Source organism: Paractinoplanes rishiriensis (assembly GCF_016862375.1).
Lineage (GTDB): Bacteria > Actinomycetota > Actinomycetes > Mycobacteriales > Micromonosporaceae > Actinoplanes > Actinoplanes rishiriensis.
The window spans coordinates 224,334-242,520 of the sequence record NZ_BOMV01000069.1 but is presented as its reverse complement, the minus strand read 5'-3'; the positions used below and the strand labels follow the sequence as shown (position 1 = coordinate 242,520).

Sequence of the window (18,187 nt, the reverse complement as noted above, 5' to 3'; positions counted from 1 at the left end):
GCTTGGCGATCACGTCACTACCGGGGCGTGTCGTGATAAATGGGTATCACGCTATGGTCACGGCCGATCCGTTCGCGGGGCATGTCCGGCCGTCATTACTCTTAGGAGCCATGAGTCACGTTCTCGCCGCGGTTGCCTGGCCCTACGCCAACGGCCCGCGCCACATCGGTCATGTCTCCGGCTTCGGGGTGCCCTCCGACGTGTTCAGCCGGTACATGCGGATGGCCGGCCACGACGTGCTCATGGTCTCCGGCACCGACGAGCACGGCACCCCGATCCAGGTGCAGGCCGACGCCGACGGGGTGACGCCGCGTGCGCTCGCCGACCGGTACAACCGGGTGATCGTGGAGGACCTGGCCGGCCTCGGGCTGAGCTACGACCTGTTCACCCGCACCACCACCCGCAACCACTACGCGGTGGTGCAGGAGCTGTTCGCGGCGCTGCACCGCAACGGCTACATCGTGGCCCGCACCACGCTGGGCGCGATCTCGCCGTCCACCGGCCGCACCCTGCCCGACCGGTACATCGAGGGCACCTGCCCGATCTGCGGCTACGAGAGCGCCCGCGGCGACCAGTGCGACAACTGCGGCAACCAGCTCGACCCGGAACAGCTGATCAACCCCAAGTCCAAGATCAACGGCGAGGTGCCGGAGTTCGTCGAGACCGAGCACTTCTTCCTCGACCTGCCCGCCTTCGCCGAGGCGATCGGCAACTGGCTGAACCGCCGGGAAAACTGGCGGCCCAACGTGCTCAAGTTCTCCCGAAACCTGCTCGACGACCTGCAGCCCCGGGCGATCACCAGGGACCTCGACTGGGGCGTACCGATCCCGCTGGACGACTGGCGGGACCGTTCCGACAAGCGCATCTACGTCTGGTTCGACGCCGTGATCGGCTACCTGTCCGCGTCGATCGAGTGGGCCCGCCGGTCCGGTGACCCGGACGCGTGGCGGCAGTGGTGGTCGGCCGACGGGCTCGGCAAGGACGCCCAGGCCTACTACTTCATGGGCAAGGACAACATCGTCTTCCACTCGGTGATCTGGCCGGCGCTGCTGCTCGGCTACTCCGGCGAGGGCGACCGCCGCGGCGAGCCGGGCGAGTTGGGCCGGCTCAACCTACCCACCGAGGTGGTCAGCAGCGAATACCTGACGATGGAGGGCAAGAAGTTCTCCTCGTCCCGCCGGGTGGTCATCTACGTCCGCGACTTCCTGGAGCGGTACGACGCCGACGCCCTGCGGTACTTCATCGCCGCGGCCGGCCCCGAGTCGAACGACACCGACTTCACCTGGGCCGAGTTCGTCCGCCGCAACAACGACGAGCTGGTCGCCGGCTGGGGCAACCTGGTCAACCGGTCGATCTCGATGGCCGCCAAGAACTTCGGCGCCATCCCGGCGGCCGGCGAGCTGACCGCCGAGGACGAGGCGCTGCTCGCGGTGGCCCGGGCCGGATTCGGCACGGTCGGCGAGCTGATCGGCCGGCACCGGCAGAAGGCGGCCATCGGCGAGGCCATGCGGGTGGTGGCCGAGGCCAACAAATACCTGTCCGAGCAGGCGCCGTGGAAGCTCAAGGACGAGTCCGACAAGCCGCGGCAGGCCACCATCCTGCACGTGGCGCTCCAGGTGGTCAGCGACGCCAACACGCTGCTGACCCCGTTCCTGCCGCACTCCGCGCAGAAGGTGTTCGAGCTGCTCGGCGGCGAGGGCGTGCACGCGCCGATGCCGCGCATCGAGGAGGTCGACGACCTCGACGGCGGCCCGGGCTACCCGGTGCTCACCGGCGACTACACCGTCGGCGCCCGGTGGGAGTCGGTGCCACTGGTGGCCGGCACCCCGTTGGCCGCGCCGAAACCGGTGTTCCGCAAGCTGGAGCCGTCGGTGGTCGACGAGGAGCTCGCCCGCCTCGAGGGCTGAGCGCTCAGAGGGCGTACGGGATGTCGGTGATGTGGTGGTCGGCCAGCTCGTGCAGCGGGGCCCAGCTCTCGTACACGCCGCGTTCGTAGCAGCGGGCCCCGGTCGCGGCCAGGCCGTCGCCGTCCGGGCGGACCAGCCGCAGCCGGGCCCAGCTGTCGTCGCGCTGCAGCACCCAGCACGGCGCGCCGCGCCACCGGGCCTGCTCGGCGCGGCGGCTCAGGGTCTGCACCGGATAGCGGGCGGCCCGGGTCAACGCGCGTACCCGGAACTCGTCCGGCGGATCGGCGATGGCCTCGTACTCATGCTCCTTGATCCGCCCGATCAGCCGGGCCGAGGCCGCGCTGGTGCACGGCAGGTACTCCCGGTCCGGGCTGATCCCGGGCAGGTTCGCCAGCACCGGCCGCCAGCGCGGGCCGGCCAGCCGCAACCAGCCGTGCTGCTCCGGCTGATAGGCGTAGAGGATGACCTCCTCGCCGCCCGGCACGTACGCGATGATCTGCGCGTTCGCCGGCAGCGGCAGGTCGGCGAATCCGGCCGTCACGAACTCCGGGATGAGGTCCTCGGTGCTCGGGCTGAAACCGGTGCCCAGCACCATGGCGCCGATCCGGGAGTGGGCCGGCAACGCGGCGAGCCCCGGCTGGGCCGGCCCGGCCGGCACCTCGTAGTCGCTCGGGTCGACGGCCCGCCAGCGTAGCGCGTAGACCACGTCGACGTCGCTGGACCCGTCGGTGCGCAGCAGGCCCAGGTCGGCCGGCTCGTGCAGGTGCGCCAGGTCGCAGGAGCGGTAGCAGAACCCGTACGGCAACCAGCCGCCGAGATGACCGGCGACCTGCGCGGCCGAGAGCACCTTGGTCATCCGGGTGCCCCGGCGGATCGCCGCGGTGGACCGGATCACGCGTAGCTGCCGGTCGTCGCGATGCACGGCGGACTGGCTCATCCGCTGTACCTGAGTCCAGCCGAGATCGCGCCGCAGCGGCGCCGACAGCGGCGGCTCGAGTGGGTCAACGCCGACCGCGTTGTCCGCACCGGTCAAGGTCACCCGGCGCAAGTTAAGCGACCCCGGTGGATATCAGGTGAACTTTCGGTTGCCTCCGATGGCGAGTGCAGAATGTCTCACATGCCTTCGTCACCCGCCCAGTCCTCGCCCGCCCAGTCCTCGCCCGCCCAGTCCCGCCGGGACAAGGACGCCCGCCGGGCCGGCGAGTTTCCGCCCGCGCCCGAGCCGCTGCGGGTGCCGGTCTTCGACAGCCACACCCACCTGGACCTGACGATCCAGGAGGCCGGGATACCCGGCGGCGGTGCCGGCGACCCGGTGGCGGTGCTGCTCGACGCGGCCACCAAGGCCGGGATCGACCGGGTGGTCCAGGTGGGCGTGGACGTGCAGTCGTCGCGCTGGGGTGCCGAACTGGCGGCCGGCAACGACGCGGTGCTGGCCACCGTCGCGATCCACCCGAACGAGGCACCCCGGCTGTCCGACCTGGACGAGGCGCTGCGCGAGATCGAGGCGCTGGCCGCGCTGCCCCGGGTCCGCGGGGTGGGCGAGACCGGGCTGGACACGTTCCGGACCGGCGACGACGGCCGCGCCGCCCAGGAGGCCAGCTTCCGGGCGCACGTCGCGATCGCCAAACGGTACGGGAAGGCGCTGGTCATCCACGACCGGGACGCGCACGCCGAGGTGCTGCGGGTGCTCGACGAGGAGGGCGCACCGGAGTCGGTGGTGATGCATTGCTTCTCGGGCGACGCCGCGTTCGCGGCCGAGTGCGTGCGGCGCGGCTTCCACCTGAGCTTCGCCGGGACGGTCACCTTCGCGAGCGCCGGCGATCTGCGCGAGGCGGCCGCGCTGGTGCCGGCCGGGCAGATCATGGTGGAGACCGATGCGCCGTACCTGACGCCGATGCCGTTCCGGGGGCGGCCGAACGCGTCGTACCTCATCCCGTTGACCGTGCGGCGGCTCGCCGAGGTGCGTGGCCAGGACGTCGACGACCTGTGCGCGGCGATCTCGGCGACCGGCGAGCGGGTGTTCGGCGGCTGGCGCGCCCCGATTCCCTGATTTCCACCCCGTAGGCTCTGCTCTCATGGCTGACGCTCTGCTCGGCCCGGCGGAGATCCGGGAACTGGCCGCGCGCCTCGGCGTCGCGCCGACCAAGAAGCTCGGCCAGAACTTCCTGCACGACCCCAACACGATCCGGCGCATCGTGGCCGCGGCCGGGCTGCGGCCGGACGACGTGGCGCTCGAGGTCGGGCCGGGCCTGGGCTCGCTCACGCTGGGGCTGGTCGGCGTGGTGCGGCACGTGCACGCCGTGGAGATCGATGCCAAGCTGGCCGCCGCGCTCCCGGACACGGTCCCGTCTGCGCACCTCACCGTGCACCCGGCCGACGCCCTGCGGCTGCGTGCCGCCGACCTCGATCCGGCACCGACCATGCTGGTCGCCAACCTGCCGTACAACGTGGCGGTGCCGGTGGTGCTGCACCTGCTGGCCGAGCTGCCGGCGCTGCGCGGCGGCCTGGTGATGGTGCAGAAGGAGGTGGCCGACCGGCTCACCGCCGGTCCGGGCTCCAAGGTGTACGGGGTGCCGTCGGTCAAGCTGGCCTGGTATGCGGAGGCGAAGCCGGCCGGCAAGGTGCCGCCCGCCGTGTTCTGGCCGGTGCCCAACGTGGACTCCGGGCTGGTGGCGTTCACCCGCCGGGACCCGCCGGCCGATCTCGACCGGGCCGCGGTGTTCGCGGTGGTGGACGCGGCGTTCGCGCAGCGGCGCAAGACGCTGCGGGCGGCGCTGGCCGGCTGGGCCGGCGGACCGGACCGCGCCGAGCAGGTGCTGCGGGCGGCCGGGGTGAGTCCACAGGCGCGCGGCGAAGCGCTGACCGTGGGCGAGTTCGCGGCGATCGCGGCCGCGGCGAAACTGTCAGGGCCCGGCGGTAAGCTCAGCGCGTCCGCACGGCAGCAGGAGGAGGTGGACTCGTGACCGCGCAACCGACAGGTCCCGTCGCCTGGGCGCTCGACCCCACACGACAGCGGTTCGCCATCGAGCTGCCGACCATGGACACCACTCCGTGACGGAGGCGTGGGGGCCGGACGACGACGAGCCGCGCCGGCACCACGGGCCGGTGCGGGTGCGGGTGCCCGCCAAAATCAACCTGCATCTCGGCGTGGGTGCGCTGCGGCCGGATGGCTTCCACGAGCTGACCACGGTCTATCACGCGATCAGCCTGTTCGACGAGCTCACCGCCCGGCCGGGGGACACCCTCGCGCTGACCATGGAGGGCGAGGGCGCCGGCACCCTGGCGCTCGACGAGAGCAACCTGATCATCCGGGCCGCCCGGGCGCTCGCCCAGCGCACCCGGATGCCCGCGCACGCCCGGCTGCACCTGCGCAAGACCATCCCGCTGGCCGCCGGGCTGGCCGGTGGCAGCGCCGACGCGGCCGCCACGCTGATCGCCTGCGACCTGCTCTGGGGCACCGGCCTGACCCGCGACGAGCTGGCCGAGGTGGGCGCCGACCTGGGCTCCGACATCCCGTTCCTGCTGCACGGCGGCACCGCCCTGGGCACCGGCCACGGCGAGGCGATCAGCCCGATCCTGGCCCGCCCCACCACCTGGCACTGGGTCCTGGCGCTGGCCGACGGCGGCCTGGCCACCCCCCAGGTGTATGCCAAGCTCGACGCCCTGCGGGAGAGCCCGTTCCCGCCCAAGGCGGTGGCCGGCGCCGACGATTTGATGACCGCGCTGCGCCAGCGCGACCCGTCGGTGCTCGGCGCCGCCCTCGGCAACGACCTCCAGCCCGCCGCGCTCGCGCTCTGCCCCGAGCTGGCCGGCGTGCTGGAGGCCGGCGAGCGGGCCGGCGCCGTTGCGGGTCTGGTGTCCGGCTCCGGACCCACCTGCGTGTTCCTGGCCACCGACGCGGCGCATGCGGAGCGGCTCGCGGCCGCCCTCAACGCGGCCGGGGTGTGCCGCGAGGCGGTCACCGCGCGCGGGCCGATGCCGGGCGCGCGGGTAACCTAGAACCCATCGTGGCCAACATCATCAACCTGGACCGGGTCAGCAAGGGATACGGCGCCGCCGGGCAGCTGCTCACCGAGGTTTCGCTCGGGCTCGACGACGACGCCCGGATCGGCATCGTCGGTCTCAACGGGGCCGGCAAATCCACCCTCCTGCGGCTGCTCGCCAAGGCCGAGGACCCCGACTCCGGTCGCGTCACCCATCGCCGTGACCTGCGCGTCGCCAGCCTCCCGCAGAGCCTCGACCTGGCCGCCGAGGCCACCGTCCGGGACGTCGTACTGGGCACCGCCTGGCTGGCCCAGGGCATGGGCGCCGAGCACGAGTGGGCCGGCGACGCCGGGGTGCGCGCCATCCTGACCGGCCTCGGCATGGGCTACCTGGGCCTGGACACCCCGGTCGGGCCGATGTCCGGCGGCGAGCGGCGCCGGGTCGCGCTGGCCGCGCTGCTGGTCCGCGACAGCGACCTGTTGATCCTCGACGAGCCCACCAACCACCTGGACGTGGCCGGTGTTGACTGGCTGGCCCACCACCTGCTGACCCGGCGCGGTGCGCTGGTGGTGGTCACCCACGACCGCTGGTTCCTCGACGAGGTCTGCACCGCTACCTGGGAGGTCGCCGACGAGCAGGTGCACACGTACGAGGGCGGCTACGCGGCCTGGACGCTGGCCCGCGCGGAACGGCAACGGGTCGCCGCGGCGGTCGAGGCCCGCCGGCAAAATCTGCTCCGCAAGGAGATCGCCTGGCTGCGCCGCGGCCCGCCGGCCCGCACCTCCAAGCCCCAGTTCCGGATCGACGCGGCCAACGCGCTGATCGCCGACGTGCCGCCGGTGCGAGACACGGTCAGCCTGCAGCGGCTCGCCGTCACCCGGCTCGGCAAACAGGTGTACGACCTGACGGACGTCACCCTCACCGCGGGCAGCAAACCGATCCTGGACGGCCTCACCTGGCAGGTCGGGCCCGGCGACCGGCTCGCGATCCTGGGCGCCAACGGGGCCGGCAAGACCACCCTGCTGCGGCTGCTGGCCGGCGTCACCACCCCGGCCGGCGGGCGCCTGGTCACCGGCTCCACCGTGCGGGCCGCGTTCCTCTCCCAGGAACTGCGCGAGCTGCCCGGCCAACTGCGCCTGCTGGAAGCCGTGGAGGAGGTCGCCAAGCGGGTCAAGCTCGGCGACCGGGAACTCTCCGCCGGCCAGCTCGCCGAGGTGTTCGGCTTCACCGACAAGCGCATCTGGACCCCGGTCAGCGACCTGTCCGGCGGTGAGCGGCGCCGGCTCCAGCTGCTCCGGCTGCTCGCCACCGAGCCCAACGTGCTGCTGCTCGACGAGCCCACCAACGACCTGGACACCGACACCCTGGCCGCCCTCGAAGACCTGCTGGACAGCTGGCCGGGCACCATGGTCGTCGCCAGCCACGACCGCTACCTCGTCGAACGCGTCACCGACACGGCGTACGGGATGTTCGGTGACGGCCGGCTCGTGCACCTGCCCGGCGGCATCGACGAATACCTGGCCCGGGTGTCGGCGAGCGGCGCTGCGCCCGTACCCGCGTTGTCTGCCCAGGATGGCAAATCGCAAGCCACCGCGGCCGCAAGCGGCATGTCCGCGGGTGATCTCCGCCAGGCCCGCAAGGACCTGACCCGGCTGGAGCGGCAGCTCGCCAAGCTCGAGGAGCGGGAACACAAGATCAACGAAAGCCTGGCCGAGCACGGCTCCGACTACGCCAAGCTGGTCGAGCTGGAGGCCCAGCTCAAGGCCGTCCAGGAGGAACGGGCCCAGGTCGAGGAGGCCTGGCTGGAGCTGGCCGAGAGCGTGCCGGGCAACTGATCCGGGGGGTGTGCCTGCGCCGTCTGACCGCGATGCGCGAGAATCGGGCGGGAACACCTCTGACCTTGGAGACGGACACCATGGCGCACAATCCGGTCAACCACCCGCTGCGGCCGATGTACCGCGTGCTCGGCTTCGTCGCCGGCGCGTACCTCGTCCTGTTCGGGGTCGTCGGCCTGATCCAGACGTCCGGCGAACCCTTCACCGGCAGCACCGGGGTCCGCGTCCTCGGCCAGGGTTCCAACATGCTGTGGTCGATCATCGCCCTCGCGGTCGGCGCCATCGTGCTGGTCGCCACCCTGATCGGCCGCAACATCGACGTCGAGGCCGACAAGTTCCTCGGCTGGGGCCTGCTCGTGATCGGCAGCTACGAGCTGGCGTTCAGCCGCACCGACGCCAACGTCTTCGGCTTCACCATCGCCACCGTGGTGGTCACCTACCTCGTGGGCCTCGCACTGATCACCGTCAGCCTCTACAGCAAGGTCGCACCGGCCGAGCAGGCCGGCGCACCCCGACAGGTAAGGGAGGGCCGCACGGCCTGATGGCGCACTACCCCCTCAATCATCACCTGCGTCAGACGTACCGCTTCCTCGCCGGCCTGGCCGGCCTGCATCTGGCCCTGATCGGCATCCTCGGCCTCGCCGCCACGTGGGGCGACCCCCTGTTCCACCGGGGTGCCGACTGGGTCCTCGGCATGCGGGTCAACCCCGCCTCCGCCTGGCTGTACGCCGTCGTCGGCGTGCTGCTGCTCGCCGTCGTGCTGATCGGCGGCAACATCTACCACCACGTCGCGCTGGTCCTCGGCTGGACCCTGCTGGTCGTGGGCACGCTCGTGATGGCGTTCCTGCAGACCGACGCGAACGTCCTCAACGCCAGCATGTCCAACGTCATCTGGATCATCATCGACGGACTCGTCGTACTCACCGCCGGCCTCTATGGCAAGGTCGGCACCCCCGATGCGGCCCGCGCCGAACAGGAAGCCGCGCACAGCTCGCGCTAGCGCGTCTTCCGGGTCAACAGGCTCGGCTTCGGTTCGAGATGGGACAGGCCGTTCCACGCCAGGTTTACCAGGTGGGCGGCCACCATCTCCTTCTTCGGCTTGCGCGCCTCACGCCACCACTGGCCGACCAGTGCCACCATCCCGACCAGTGCCTGGGAATACAGTTCGGCGAATTTCGGGTCGAGGCCGCGCCGCTTGAACTCGCCGCCCAGGATGTGCTCCACCTGGTGCGCCACGTCGTTCATGACACTCGAGAAATTGCCCGCCGGGGACAGCACCGGCGACTCCCGCACCAGCACCCGGAAGCCGTGCGGTTCCTCCTCGATGTAGTCCAGCAGGGCCAGCGCCGCCTGCTCCAGCAACTCGCGCGGGTGGCCCGCGGTCAGCGCCGCCGCGATCCGGTCCAGCAGGGCGCGGACCTCGCGGTCCACCACCACCGCGTACAGGCCTTCCTTGCCGCCGAAATGCTCGTACACCACCGGTTTCGACACCTTGGCCCGGGCCGCGACCTCCTCCACACTGGTCGCGTCGAAACCCCGCTCCGCGAACAACTGCCGGCCGATCGCGATCAACTGTTCCCGGCGCTGCGCGGCCGACATGCGAACCCGTGGCGGGGTCACGGCCGGCCGCGCACGTCGCACCCGGGCGGGCTGCTCATCGCTGCTCTCGTTGGGCTCGGTCACCCGGCCATCCTGCCAGGTATGCCGCTCCGCCAAGGTCCCCGTAGGTCAGCCTCTGGCCATCTTGGCGGCCAGACGTTCCTCGGTCGGCCACTTGACCGCCCACGCGGCACCGGTCTTCTCGAAGATCCAGATGAGCCGGGCCGAGATGTCGATCTGGCCGCGCAGCACGCCGTGCCGGGCACAGGTCGGGTCGGCGTGGTGCAGGTTGTGCCAGCTCTCCCCGAAGGACACGATCGCCAGCGGCCAGAAATTCGAGGCCTTGTCCCCGTTGCGGACCTCAAACGGGCGCTCACCGTACACGTGGCACACCGAGTTGATCGACCAGGTGACGTGGTGCAGCAGGCCGATCCGGATGATGCCGGCCCAGAAGAACGCGGTCAGCGCCCCCTGCCAGGACCAGGTCACCAGGCCGCCGATCAGCGCCGGGCCCAGCGTCGAGAAGAGGACCACGGCCGGGAACAGCCGGTCGATCCGGTTGATGTCCTTGTCGGCCAGCAGATCCGGGGCGAACCGCTCCCGGTTCGACAGTTCCCGGCTGAACATCCAGCCCATGTGCGCGAAGAACAGCCCCTTGGTCAGCGCCCAGTAGCCGGTGCCGTAGCGCCACGGCGAGTGCGGGTCACCCTCCTGGTCGCTGAACATGTGGTGCCGCCGGTGGTCGGCCACCCACTGGATGACGTTGCCCTCGATGGCCAGCGAGCCGGCCAGGGCCAGCGTGATCCGCAGCCAGCGCTTCGCCTTGAACGAGCCGTGCGTGAAGTATCGGTGGAAGCCCACTGTGATCCCGAGACCGGACACCAGGTAGAAGACCGTGCCGATCGCGATGTCGGTCCACGACAGCCAGCCGCCCCAGGCCACCGGCACGGCGACCAGGACCGCGAGGAACGGGATGATCACGAACGCGTACAGGGCGATGAGGACGCCGCGCGTCTGCGGTCCCTCGGTCAGCGGCTTGGGCGCGGCCTTCGGGGAGACCTCGGCAGTGGAAGTCATGACACCTCACTGAGCTGCGGGGATGGTGTGGGGGAGATCAACTACTTACGCCTACGTCACCGTAACTTACGCAACCGTAACTCCCGCGTCGCACGCCTCCAAGGGCTTCCCGGAATTCAGGTTGGCACATCTACAGGCTTACCGCTCTGCGTTCGAGCGTCCTAATGTCGGTACATGACAACGAACGATCTGGTTGATGAGGGTTCTATTGATGACGGCCCTACTGATGACGGCCCTACTGATGACGGCCTTATTGATGACGACGTACGGCGAGCGGAGGCGCGGCGGTTGCGGGTCGACCCGGGCCTGTCGCGATCACAGCTGATGGAGCGGTTCGGCGTTGGCAACGGCACGCTCACTGATTGGTTACAGGGCCTCGACCCACCGGAGTGGACCCGCCGCCCCCGGGCGAGGGATGACCTCCGGGAGCAGGCGGTCGCGCTGCGGCACGCCGGGAGCACGGTTCCGAAGATCGCCGCCACGCTCGGTGTCTCGAAATCCACGGCGTATCAATGGACTAAGCACCTGCCGCTCGATCGCAGCCCGGCGGAAAAGGCGGAACGGCAGCGCAGGCACATGGCAGACATGCGCGAGGCCCGCTGGGAGCCGCACCGGAAAGCTCGCGACGCCGAGCGGGTTGCGGTGCACCAGCAACTGAGCTCCTGGGTCGGGGAACTGACCGACCGCGAGTTGGTGCTGATCGGCACGGTCGCCTACTGGTGCGAGGGCACCCGGGAGAAGCCGTGGCACAAGTCGGCCAACAGCATGGAGTTCATCAACAATGATCCCCATCTGATTCTGCTGTTTCTGCGCTACGTCGAGTTGCTCGGCCTCCGGCGCGAGTCCCTGACCTACCGGCTCAGCATCCACGAGTCGGCCGACATCGCAGCGGCCACCGGCTGGTGGGCCGATCTCGCCGGGGTGTCGCTGGAGCGGTTCCGTAAGGCCTCGGTGAAGACGCACAACCCGTCCACGGTTCGCCACCACATCGGGGATTCTTATCGAGGGTGTCTGATCGTGCGTCTTCCCAAGTCGAGCCGCCTGTACTGGGAGGTGGAGGCGGTCATGGAGGGGATCGCGGCGAGTGGGGACGACTGGGGTGCCGCTAGTATGTGACGCGAGGCCATGCCCATAGGGATATGTCCGAAATAGGTCCCGGATCGTCTAATGGTAGGACCGCGGCTTTTGGTGCCGTTTATAGGGGTTCGAATCCTCTTCCGGGAGCAATTTGTCCGCGGCTGAGTTGACGCCGCAGCGCGTGCCTAAGTGCCCTACAGCGAACAATGGAGTCCCGCGTGAGTCACGCCCCTCGTCGTACCGTTGTCGTCCTTGCCGCCGGGGAGGGAAAGCGGATGAAGTCCGCCACCCCCAAGGTGTTGCAGCCGTTGCTCGGGCGCACGCTGCTCGGGCACGTGCTGGTCGCGGCGGGCGCGGCCGAGGCGGAGCGGACCGTCGTGGTGGTGGGGCACAAGGCCGAGCAGGTCGAGGCGCACCTGTCCGAGGTGGCGCCGGCCGCGGTGCCGGTTCTGCAGGCGCAGCAGAACGGCACCGGGCACGCGGTGCGGATCGCGCTCGAGGCGGTTCCGGACGCGGCGGGCACCGTGGTGGTGCTCAACGGTGACGTGCCGCTCTTGCGGGCCGAGACGCTGGCCGGCCTGATCGAGGCGCACGAGTCCGGTGGACGGGCGGCGACCGTGCTGGCCGCCGAGGTGGCCGACCCGGCGGGGCTGGGACGGATCGTCCGGGACGCGCGCGGTGACCTGGAGCGGATCGTCGAGGAGCGGGACGCGTCGCCGGAGGTACGGGCGCTGCGCGAGATCAATGCCGGCATCTACGCGTTCGACGTGGCGCTGCTGCGGGAGGCCCTCGGCAAGCTGTCCACCGACAACGACCAGGGTGAGGAATACCTGACCGACGTGTTCGGGCTGCTCGCCGGGTCGGGCAGCCCGGTGGGTGTGTTCCTGGCGCCGGACGCCGAGGAGACGCTGGGCTGCAACGACCGGGCCGAGCTGGCCGGGCTGCGGGCGCGGCTGCGCGACCGGGTCAACACGGCCTGGATGCGGTCCGGGGTGTCGATCCTCGACCCGGCGACGACCTGGGTCGACGTGACCGTGTCGCTCGAGCCGGACGTGGTGATCGACCAGAACTCGCAGTTGCTGGGCTCGACCAGCGTGGCGGCGGGTGCCGTGGTGGGTCCGGACACGACGCTGGTCGACACGACCGTGGCGGCGGGGGCGGCGGTGCTGCGGACGCACTCGATCGGCGCCGAGATCGGCCCGGAGGCGACCGTCGGCCCGTTCTCCTACCTGCGGCCGGGCACCCGGCTGGGGCGCAAGGCCAAGGTCGGCGGTTTCGTCGAGACCAAGAACGCCGAGCTGGGCGACGGCGCCAAGGTGCCGCATCTGTCGTATGTGGGTGATGCGTCGATCGGTGCCAAGGCCAACATCGGCGCGGGGACGATCTTCGCGAACTACGACGGGGTCAACAAGCACCACACCTCGGTGGGCGAGGCCGCCTTCGTGGGGTCCGACACGGTGCTGATCGCACCGGTGGAGATCGGCCCGGGTGCATACGTGGCCGCTGGCAGCGCGATCGACAAGGCGGTGCCGCCCGGCAATCTGGGGGTGACGCGGGCGCAGCAGCGCAACATCGAGGGCTGGACGGCACGGCGCCGGGCGGGCACGGTGTCGGCCGCGGCCGCCGAGCGGGCCGAACAGGCGGCGGCCGACCCTGCCGAGTAGGCCTGCCGAGTAGGCCTGCCGAGTAGGGCCTGCCGAGTAGGGCCCGCTGAGTACGCCTGTCGAGTGGGTACTGCGGTCGGCGGGTACCCGACAGTGGGACGCCGCGGGCATTCCGGGCGGGCATGTCGCTGAGCTGGAGGTCCAGCCAGGGTGAGGCATCCCACCCGGCGGACTCGGGACGTCGCGGCACCGCAGCCGCGGGGGATACTTCAGTCGACTACACCCCCTCGATCTAACGGGAGCAGCGTGCCGATGGGCAGCATCGTCGCGGAGAACCGTAAGAGCCTGATGCTCTTTTCCGGCCGGGGTTTCCCGGAGCTGGCGGATGAGATCGGTCAGGTGCTCGGCGTCGCGCCGACCCCGGCCGATTCGTATGAGTTCGCGAACGGCGAGATCTTCGTACGGTTCAAGGACTCGGTTCGTGGTTCGGACGCCTTCGTCGTCCAGTCGGTGACCGAGGGGGTGAACCGGTGGGTCATGGAGACGCTCATCATGATCGACGCGTTGAAGCGTGGGTCAGCGAAGCGGATCACGGTGGTCCTGCCGTTCTACCCGTACTCGCGTCAGGACAAGAAGCACCGGGGGCGTGAGCCGATCTCGGCGCGGCTGGTGGCCGACCTGCTCAAGACCGCGGGCGCCAACCGCATCCTGACGGTCGACCTGCACACCGCGCAGATCCAGGGCTTCTTCGACGGGCCGGTGGACCACCTGTTCGCGATGGACATCCTGGCCGAGCACGTGGAAAAGAAGTTCGCCGGCCGGCCGCTGACCGTGGTGGCGCCGGACTCGGGCCGGGTGCGGGTGGCGGAGCGGTGGACAGACCGGTTGGGTGGCTGCCCGCTGGCGTTCATCCACAAGACCCGCGACCCGTCCAAGCCCAACCAGGTGGTGGCCAACCGGGTGGTCGGCGAGGTCGAGGGCCGGGTGTGCCTGATCGTCGACGACATGATCGACACCGGTGGCACGATCACCAAGGCCGCTGACATCCTGTTCGACGAGGGCGCGGCGGACGTGATCGTGGCGTCGACGCACGCGCTGCTCTCCGATCCGGCGACCGAGCGGCTGAAGAACAGCCGGATCAGCGAACTGGTGGTGACCAACACGTTGCCGCTGCCGCCGGAGAAGCGGCTCGACAAGATCACAGTGCTGTCGATCGCGCCGTTGCTGGCGCGGGCGATCCGCGAGGTGTTCGACGACGGTTCGGTGACGACGCTGTTCGGCGGTCTGAGCTGACCTTTTCCGGCGATATCGCCGGATTCGCCGGGGCTCCGCGCGATGCAACTTGCATCGTGCGGGTGAACCTTCGCGTGGTACGCACGGGCTGACCGGACCCGTTGAGGCGCATGCGCGCGCGGCAGGTAGGATAGTGCGGTTGCCACGGCGAGGGTGCCACGCGGTCTGCTGAGGTTCGCAGCCGCTCGTGAGCACCGTGATCGACGCGGTGCTCCGGGCCTGTGCCCAGCGCGCCTCCTTGCCCGGCAGCGCCGACGACGGCCTCCAGCACCGCCGGCGGCTCACCGCCACACTGCCGGACCCGCAGCTTTGCAGCCCGCCGACCACGACGCAGCCCGATCGAAGAGTTTCAGGAGTTTCCCCGTGTCCGAGGTAAAGATCAGCGCCGAGCCCCGCACCGAGTTCGGCAAGGGTGGTGCCCGCCGCACGCGCCGGGCCGGCCTGGTGCCCGCCGTGCTGTACGGCCACGGCGAGAAGCCACAGCACATCGCGCTGCCGGCCCGCGAGTTCGCGGCCGCCATCCGGCACGGTGGGCTCAACCAGGTGTTCACCATCGACATCAACGGCGCGTCGGGCACCACGCTCGCGCTGCCCAAGGCGATCCAGCGCGACCCGATCCGGGACACGTACGAGCACGTGGACCTGCTGATCGTCAAGCGCGGCGAGAAGGTCCAGGTCGACGTCCCGGTGACGCTGACCGGTGAGGCCGCCCGCAACACGCTCGTGGTCAGCGAGTCGACCACGCTCGCCGTGGTGGCCGAGGCCATGCACCTGCCGTCCGGCTTCGAGGTCTCGATCGACGGCCTGGAGGCGGGTTCGCAGGTGACCGCGGCCGACGTCAAGCTGCCGCGGGGCGTCGACCTGGCCGTGGAGCCGGAGTACGTGCTGGCGATCGTGTCCCAGGCGCAGACCGCCGAGCAGATGGAGGGCACCGAGGCGGCCACCGAGTCCACCGCGGACGAGGGTGCCGGCGAGGCTGCGTCCGAGGAGTAAGCCGCCCGCGCGGCGGGTCCGTGCAGTCGTCCAGGGAAAGTGCCGGTGCGGCACTTTCCCTGACGCGTATCTGGAGGAGCAGTGGCGGACGAGGACGCACCGTTTCTGGTGGTCGGTCTGGGCAACCCGGGCAAGGAGTACGCGGGCAACCGGCACAACGTCGGCTTCATGGTGGCCGAGTTGCTGGCGTCCCGGCTGGGTGCCAAGTTCGGCCGGGCGAAGCGTGCGCAGGCCGAGACGGCGGAGGGGCGCCTGGCCAATCAAGGTGGATATTGTGGCGGCCCCAAACTGGTGCTGCTCAAACCGCTGACCTACATGAACCTGTCCGGTGCCCCGGTGGTGTCTCAGGCGCAGTTCTTCAAGGTGCCGGTGGCGAACGTGATCGCCGTGCATGATGAGCTTGACGTGCCGTTCGGGCAGGTACGGGCCAAACGGGGCGGCGGTGAAGGCGGCCACAACGGGTTGCGTTCGATGTCCAAGTCGCTGGCGAGCAAGGAGTACGCCCGGGTCCGTTTCGGGATCGGACGTCCGCCGGGACGGCAGGACCCCGCCGACTACGTTTTGTCCGACTTTTCCGGGGCGGAGCGTAAGGAACTGGACTTCCTCGTCGACCGGGCTGCCGACGTCGTGGAGGCGGTCGTGCTCGAGGGCGTCGAGTGGGCGCAGAACAAATACCACGGCGGTTGATCCGGCGGGGCAAGATCGAATAGATCGTTTGGGGGGTTTTGTCCGCCTCCTGGCCCCGTGACGCTCTCCGCCGTCCGAGCGTTGGTCACACGAACGCACCACCCGGTGCGAGGGGTGGCATGGCGTGACGGGGAGGTCGGGGGTGCAGCAAAACCTGTCCGCGGAGCAGGAGTCGGTGTTGACCGAGCCGACCGTGCTGCTGCCGACGCTCCGCCCGGACGCCGGCCCGCCGCCCGAGGGGTACGGCCCGGCCAACCATCCGCCGGCCAATCACGGCCCGGTCAACCACGGTCCGCGGCCCCATCGCACCGCCGCCCGGAACACGGCCCGGAATGCGAAGATCCCGGCGCCGGTGGTGCCGCTCAGCCCGCCACCGGCCGGTGCCGGCTCCCGCCCGACGGCGGGCGGAGGCGCCTCGGTCCGCAGCTCCGGCGGCGCGCCCGACAGGGCTGCCGGCGGCGCGTCGGTCCGCAGCTCCGGCGGCGCGCCCGGCAAGGCTGCCGGCGGCGCGTCGGTCCGAAGCCCCGGTAAAGCTCCCGGAAACGCCCCGCCTCGCGGCCCGAAGCCGGACAACGCGCCGCCGCTGGCCGTGCGCGGTCCGGTCGACGTGGAGCGTAACCAGGCGGTCGACCGGCTCTGGTCGGACAAGCCCAACCGTTCGATGGCCGTCCGCCCGGTGGCCCGGCCCTTTGTCCGGGTGCGCGGCCGGCACGCTGCCATGTCACGGCGGCAGCGCTGGGAACGCCGCTATGTGCGCTCGTTGGTGCTGTGCGACCTGCTGGCCGGCACCGCGGCCGGGGCGGTGACGTTCGGGCTGCGGTTCGGCGACGACGTGACCGCCTACAACCGGGGCTACATGGTGATCAGCGGGCTGTTGCCGCTGCTGCTGCTCGCGGTTCTCGCGGTGTGCCGGGCCTACGAGAGCCGCTTCCTGTTCGTCGGCATCGACGAGTACCAGCGGGTGCTGCGGGCCGGAGTCGGGTTGATCGCGGGCGCGGCGCTGATCTCGTACGCCCTCGATCTTGATCTGGCCCGAAGTTATGTTCTTGCCGCCCTGCCCACCGCGATCGCCTCCTCGGTGGTGCTGCGGTTCGCGCTGCGCAAGCGGCTGCACCTGGCCCGCTCCCGGGGCGAGAATCTGCGCCGGGTGATCCTGGTCGGCCACGAGCTGTCGGTGATCGGGATGACCCGCCAGCTGCGGCGCGAGCGCTACCACGGGCTCGAGGTGGTGGGCGCCTGCCTGCCGCCGGGGCACGACGGGGTGGGCGTGCAGAACCTGACCGTGTACGGGTCCTTCGACGACGTTGCCGCCGCGGTGGAGCAGGCCGACGCCGACACCGTGGTGGTGCTCAGTTGCCCCGAGCTGGACGGCGCTGCGCTGCGCCGGCTGGCCTGGCGGCTGGAGCGGGACGAGGTCGACCTGGTGGTGGCGAGCGCGCTGGTCGACGTGGCCGGCGGGCGCACCACGATCCGGCCGTTCGACGGGCTGCCCATGCTGCACGTCGAGCATCCCCGGCTGCACGGCGGCTCCCGGCTGGTCAAGGATCTGTTCGACCGGGTCGGCGCGATGCTGCTGTTGATCGGCTTCGGCCCGCTGCTGTTGGGTGTCGCACTGTGTGTGCGGTTGACCTCGCGGGGGCCGGTACTCTTTCGGCAGGTACGGGTCGGACGCGACGGCCGCCTGTTCCGCATTTTCAAGTTCCGGAGCATGTATGTCGATGCCGAGGCCCGGCTTGCCGAGCTGCGGCACCTCAACGAGCACGACGGTGTGCTCTTCAAAATGCGTGACGACCCGCGGGTGACCCGGGTGGGTCGGTGGTTGCGCCGGTTCTCACTGGACGAGTTGCCCCAGTTGCTCAACGTGCTGCTCGGCCAGATGTCGCTGGTGGGCCCGCGCCCGCCGCTGCCGTCCGAGGTGGCGGTGTACGCCGACGACGTGCGACGTCGGCTTGCGGTCAAACCGGGTATGACGGGCCTTTGGCAGGTTTCCGGTCGTTCGGATCTCCCGTGGGAGGAAGCCGTCCGGTTGGACCTGCGCTATGTGGAGAACTGGTCGCTCAGTTTGGACTTGGTGATCCTTTTGCGGACGATGACCGCCGTGGTGCGCTCGTCGGGAGCGTACTGACTGTGG

General features: G+C 70.6%; 16 protein-coding genes and 1 tRNA gene. 14 read left to right on the top strand and 3 right to left on the bottom strand.

Features of this window, described 5'->3' with window-relative positions; translation table 11 throughout:
• The first annotated feature begins 110 nt into the window (after positions 1 to 110).
• Positions 111 to 1,907: a methionine--tRNA ligase gene (gene metG, locus Ari01nite_RS33190; RefSeq protein ID WP_203786176.1), complete on the top strand. Its 1,797-nt coding sequence runs from the start codon at positions 111 to 113 to the stop codon at positions 1,905 to 1,907.
• Positions 1,908 to 1,911: 4 nt separating this feature from the next.
• On the opposite strand, the gene Ari01nite_RS33185 is transcribed toward metG, so the two are convergent.
• Positions 1,912 to 2,946, bottom strand: a complete 1,035-nt coding sequence (locus tag Ari01nite_RS33185; protein ID WP_203786175.1) for a hypothetical protein — start codon at positions 2,944 to 2,946, stop codon at positions 1,912 to 1,914.
• 69 nt (positions 2,947 to 3,015) lie between these two features.
• On the opposite strand from Ari01nite_RS33185, the gene Ari01nite_RS33180 reads away from it, so the two are divergent.
• The 6 genes from Ari01nite_RS33180 to Ari01nite_RS33155 all read left to right on the top strand — a co-directional run bounded on the left by Ari01nite_RS33180 (position 3,016) and on the right by Ari01nite_RS33155 (position 8,726).
• Entirely contained in the window at positions 3,016 to 3,957 is a 942-nt protein-coding gene (locus tag Ari01nite_RS33180; protein WP_203786174.1) for a TatD family hydrolase, read from the top strand.
• A 25-nt stretch (positions 3,958 to 3,982) separates the two neighbouring features.
• On the top strand, positions 3,983 to 4,870 hold the full coding sequence (gene rsmA, locus Ari01nite_RS33175; RefSeq protein WP_203786173.1) for a 16S rRNA (adenine(1518)-N(6)/adenine(1519)-N(6))-dimethyltransferase RsmA: 888 nt from the start codon (positions 3,983 to 3,985) through the stop codon (positions 4,868 to 4,870).
• Between the two features lie 88 nt (positions 4,871 to 4,958).
• Positions 4,959 to 5,906 (top strand): 4-(cytidine 5'-diphospho)-2-C-methyl-D-erythritol kinase, encoded by a 948-nt coding sequence (locus Ari01nite_RS33170; RefSeq protein WP_203786172.1) that lies wholly within the window; start codon positions 4,959 to 4,961, stop codon positions 5,904 to 5,906.
• Positions 5,907 to 5,914: 8 nt separating this feature from the next.
• Positions 5,915 to 7,726, top strand: coding sequence for an ABC-F family ATP-binding cassette domain-containing protein (locus Ari01nite_RS33165; RefSeq protein ID WP_203786171.1), 1,812 nt, complete (start codon positions 5,915 to 5,917; stop codon positions 7,724 to 7,726).
• Positions 7,727 to 7,806: 80 nt separating this feature from the next.
• The gene (locus Ari01nite_RS33160; RefSeq protein ID WP_203786170.1) at positions 7,807 to 8,268 is read left to right on the top strand and encodes a DUF4383 domain-containing protein; all 462 of its coding nucleotides are present in this window, start codon (positions 7,807 to 7,809) and stop codon (positions 8,266 to 8,268) included.
• Complete coding sequence (locus Ari01nite_RS33155) at positions 8,268 to 8,726, top strand: DUF4383 domain-containing protein (RefSeq protein WP_203786169.1); 459 nt, start codon at positions 8,268 to 8,270, stop codon at positions 8,724 to 8,726. The genes Ari01nite_RS33160 and Ari01nite_RS33155 overlap by 1 nt, the downstream gene beginning before the upstream one ends.
• On the opposite strand, the gene Ari01nite_RS33150 is transcribed toward Ari01nite_RS33155, so the two are convergent.
• Positions 8,723 to 9,325: a TetR/AcrR family transcriptional regulator gene (locus tag Ari01nite_RS33150; protein WP_203786203.1), complete on the bottom strand. Its 603-nt coding sequence runs from the start codon at positions 9,323 to 9,325 to the stop codon at positions 8,723 to 8,725. The genes Ari01nite_RS33155 and Ari01nite_RS33150 overlap by 4 nt on opposite strands.
• Before the next feature lie 129 nt (positions 9,326 to 9,454).
• Positions 9,455 to 10,402, bottom strand: a complete 948-nt coding sequence (locus Ari01nite_RS33145; RefSeq protein WP_203786168.1) for an acyl-CoA desaturase — start codon at positions 10,400 to 10,402, stop codon at positions 9,455 to 9,457.
• 174 nt (positions 10,403 to 10,576) lie between these two features.
• Here Ari01nite_RS33145 and Ari01nite_RS33140 point away from each other — a divergent pair, with 174 nt between their 5' ends.
• The 7 genes from Ari01nite_RS33140 to Ari01nite_RS33110 all read left to right on the top strand — a co-directional run bounded on the left by Ari01nite_RS33140 (position 10,577) and on the right by Ari01nite_RS33110 (position 18,181).
• On the top strand, positions 10,577 to 11,518 hold the full coding sequence (locus tag Ari01nite_RS33140) for a helix-turn-helix domain-containing protein (protein ID WP_203786167.1): 942 nt from the start codon (positions 10,577 to 10,579) through the stop codon (positions 11,516 to 11,518).
• A gap of 37 nt (positions 11,519 to 11,555) precedes the next feature.
• Positions 11,556 to 11,626, top strand: a tRNA-Gln gene (locus tag Ari01nite_RS33135).
• Between the two features lie 59 nt (positions 11,627 to 11,685).
• The gene (gene glmU, locus Ari01nite_RS33130) at positions 11,686 to 13,143 is read left to right on the top strand and encodes a bifunctional UDP-N-acetylglucosamine diphosphorylase/glucosamine-1-phosphate N-acetyltransferase GlmU (RefSeq protein WP_203786166.1); all 1,458 of its coding nucleotides are present in this window, start codon (positions 11,686 to 11,688) and stop codon (positions 13,141 to 13,143) included.
• Positions 13,144 to 13,395: 252 nt separating this feature from the next.
• Positions 13,396 to 14,376: a ribose-phosphate diphosphokinase gene (locus tag Ari01nite_RS33125; RefSeq protein ID WP_203786165.1), complete on the top strand. Its 981-nt coding sequence runs from the start codon at positions 13,396 to 13,398 to the stop codon at positions 14,374 to 14,376.
• Between the two features lie 363 nt (positions 14,377 to 14,739).
• The gene (locus Ari01nite_RS33120) at positions 14,740 to 15,369 is read left to right on the top strand and encodes a 50S ribosomal protein L25/general stress protein Ctc (protein ID WP_203786164.1); all 630 of its coding nucleotides are present in this window, start codon (positions 14,740 to 14,742) and stop codon (positions 15,367 to 15,369) included.
• Between the two features lie 81 nt (positions 15,370 to 15,450).
• The gene (gene pth, locus Ari01nite_RS33115; RefSeq protein ID WP_203786163.1) at positions 15,451 to 16,056 is read left to right on the top strand and encodes an aminoacyl-tRNA hydrolase; all 606 of its coding nucleotides are present in this window, start codon (positions 15,451 to 15,453) and stop codon (positions 16,054 to 16,056) included.
• Positions 16,057 to 16,717: 661 nt separating this feature from the next.
• Complete coding sequence (locus Ari01nite_RS33110; protein ID WP_438872262.1) at positions 16,718 to 18,181, top strand: sugar transferase; 1,464 nt, start codon at positions 16,718 to 16,720, stop codon at positions 18,179 to 18,181.
• Positions 18,182 to 18,187 lie beyond the last annotated feature (6 nt).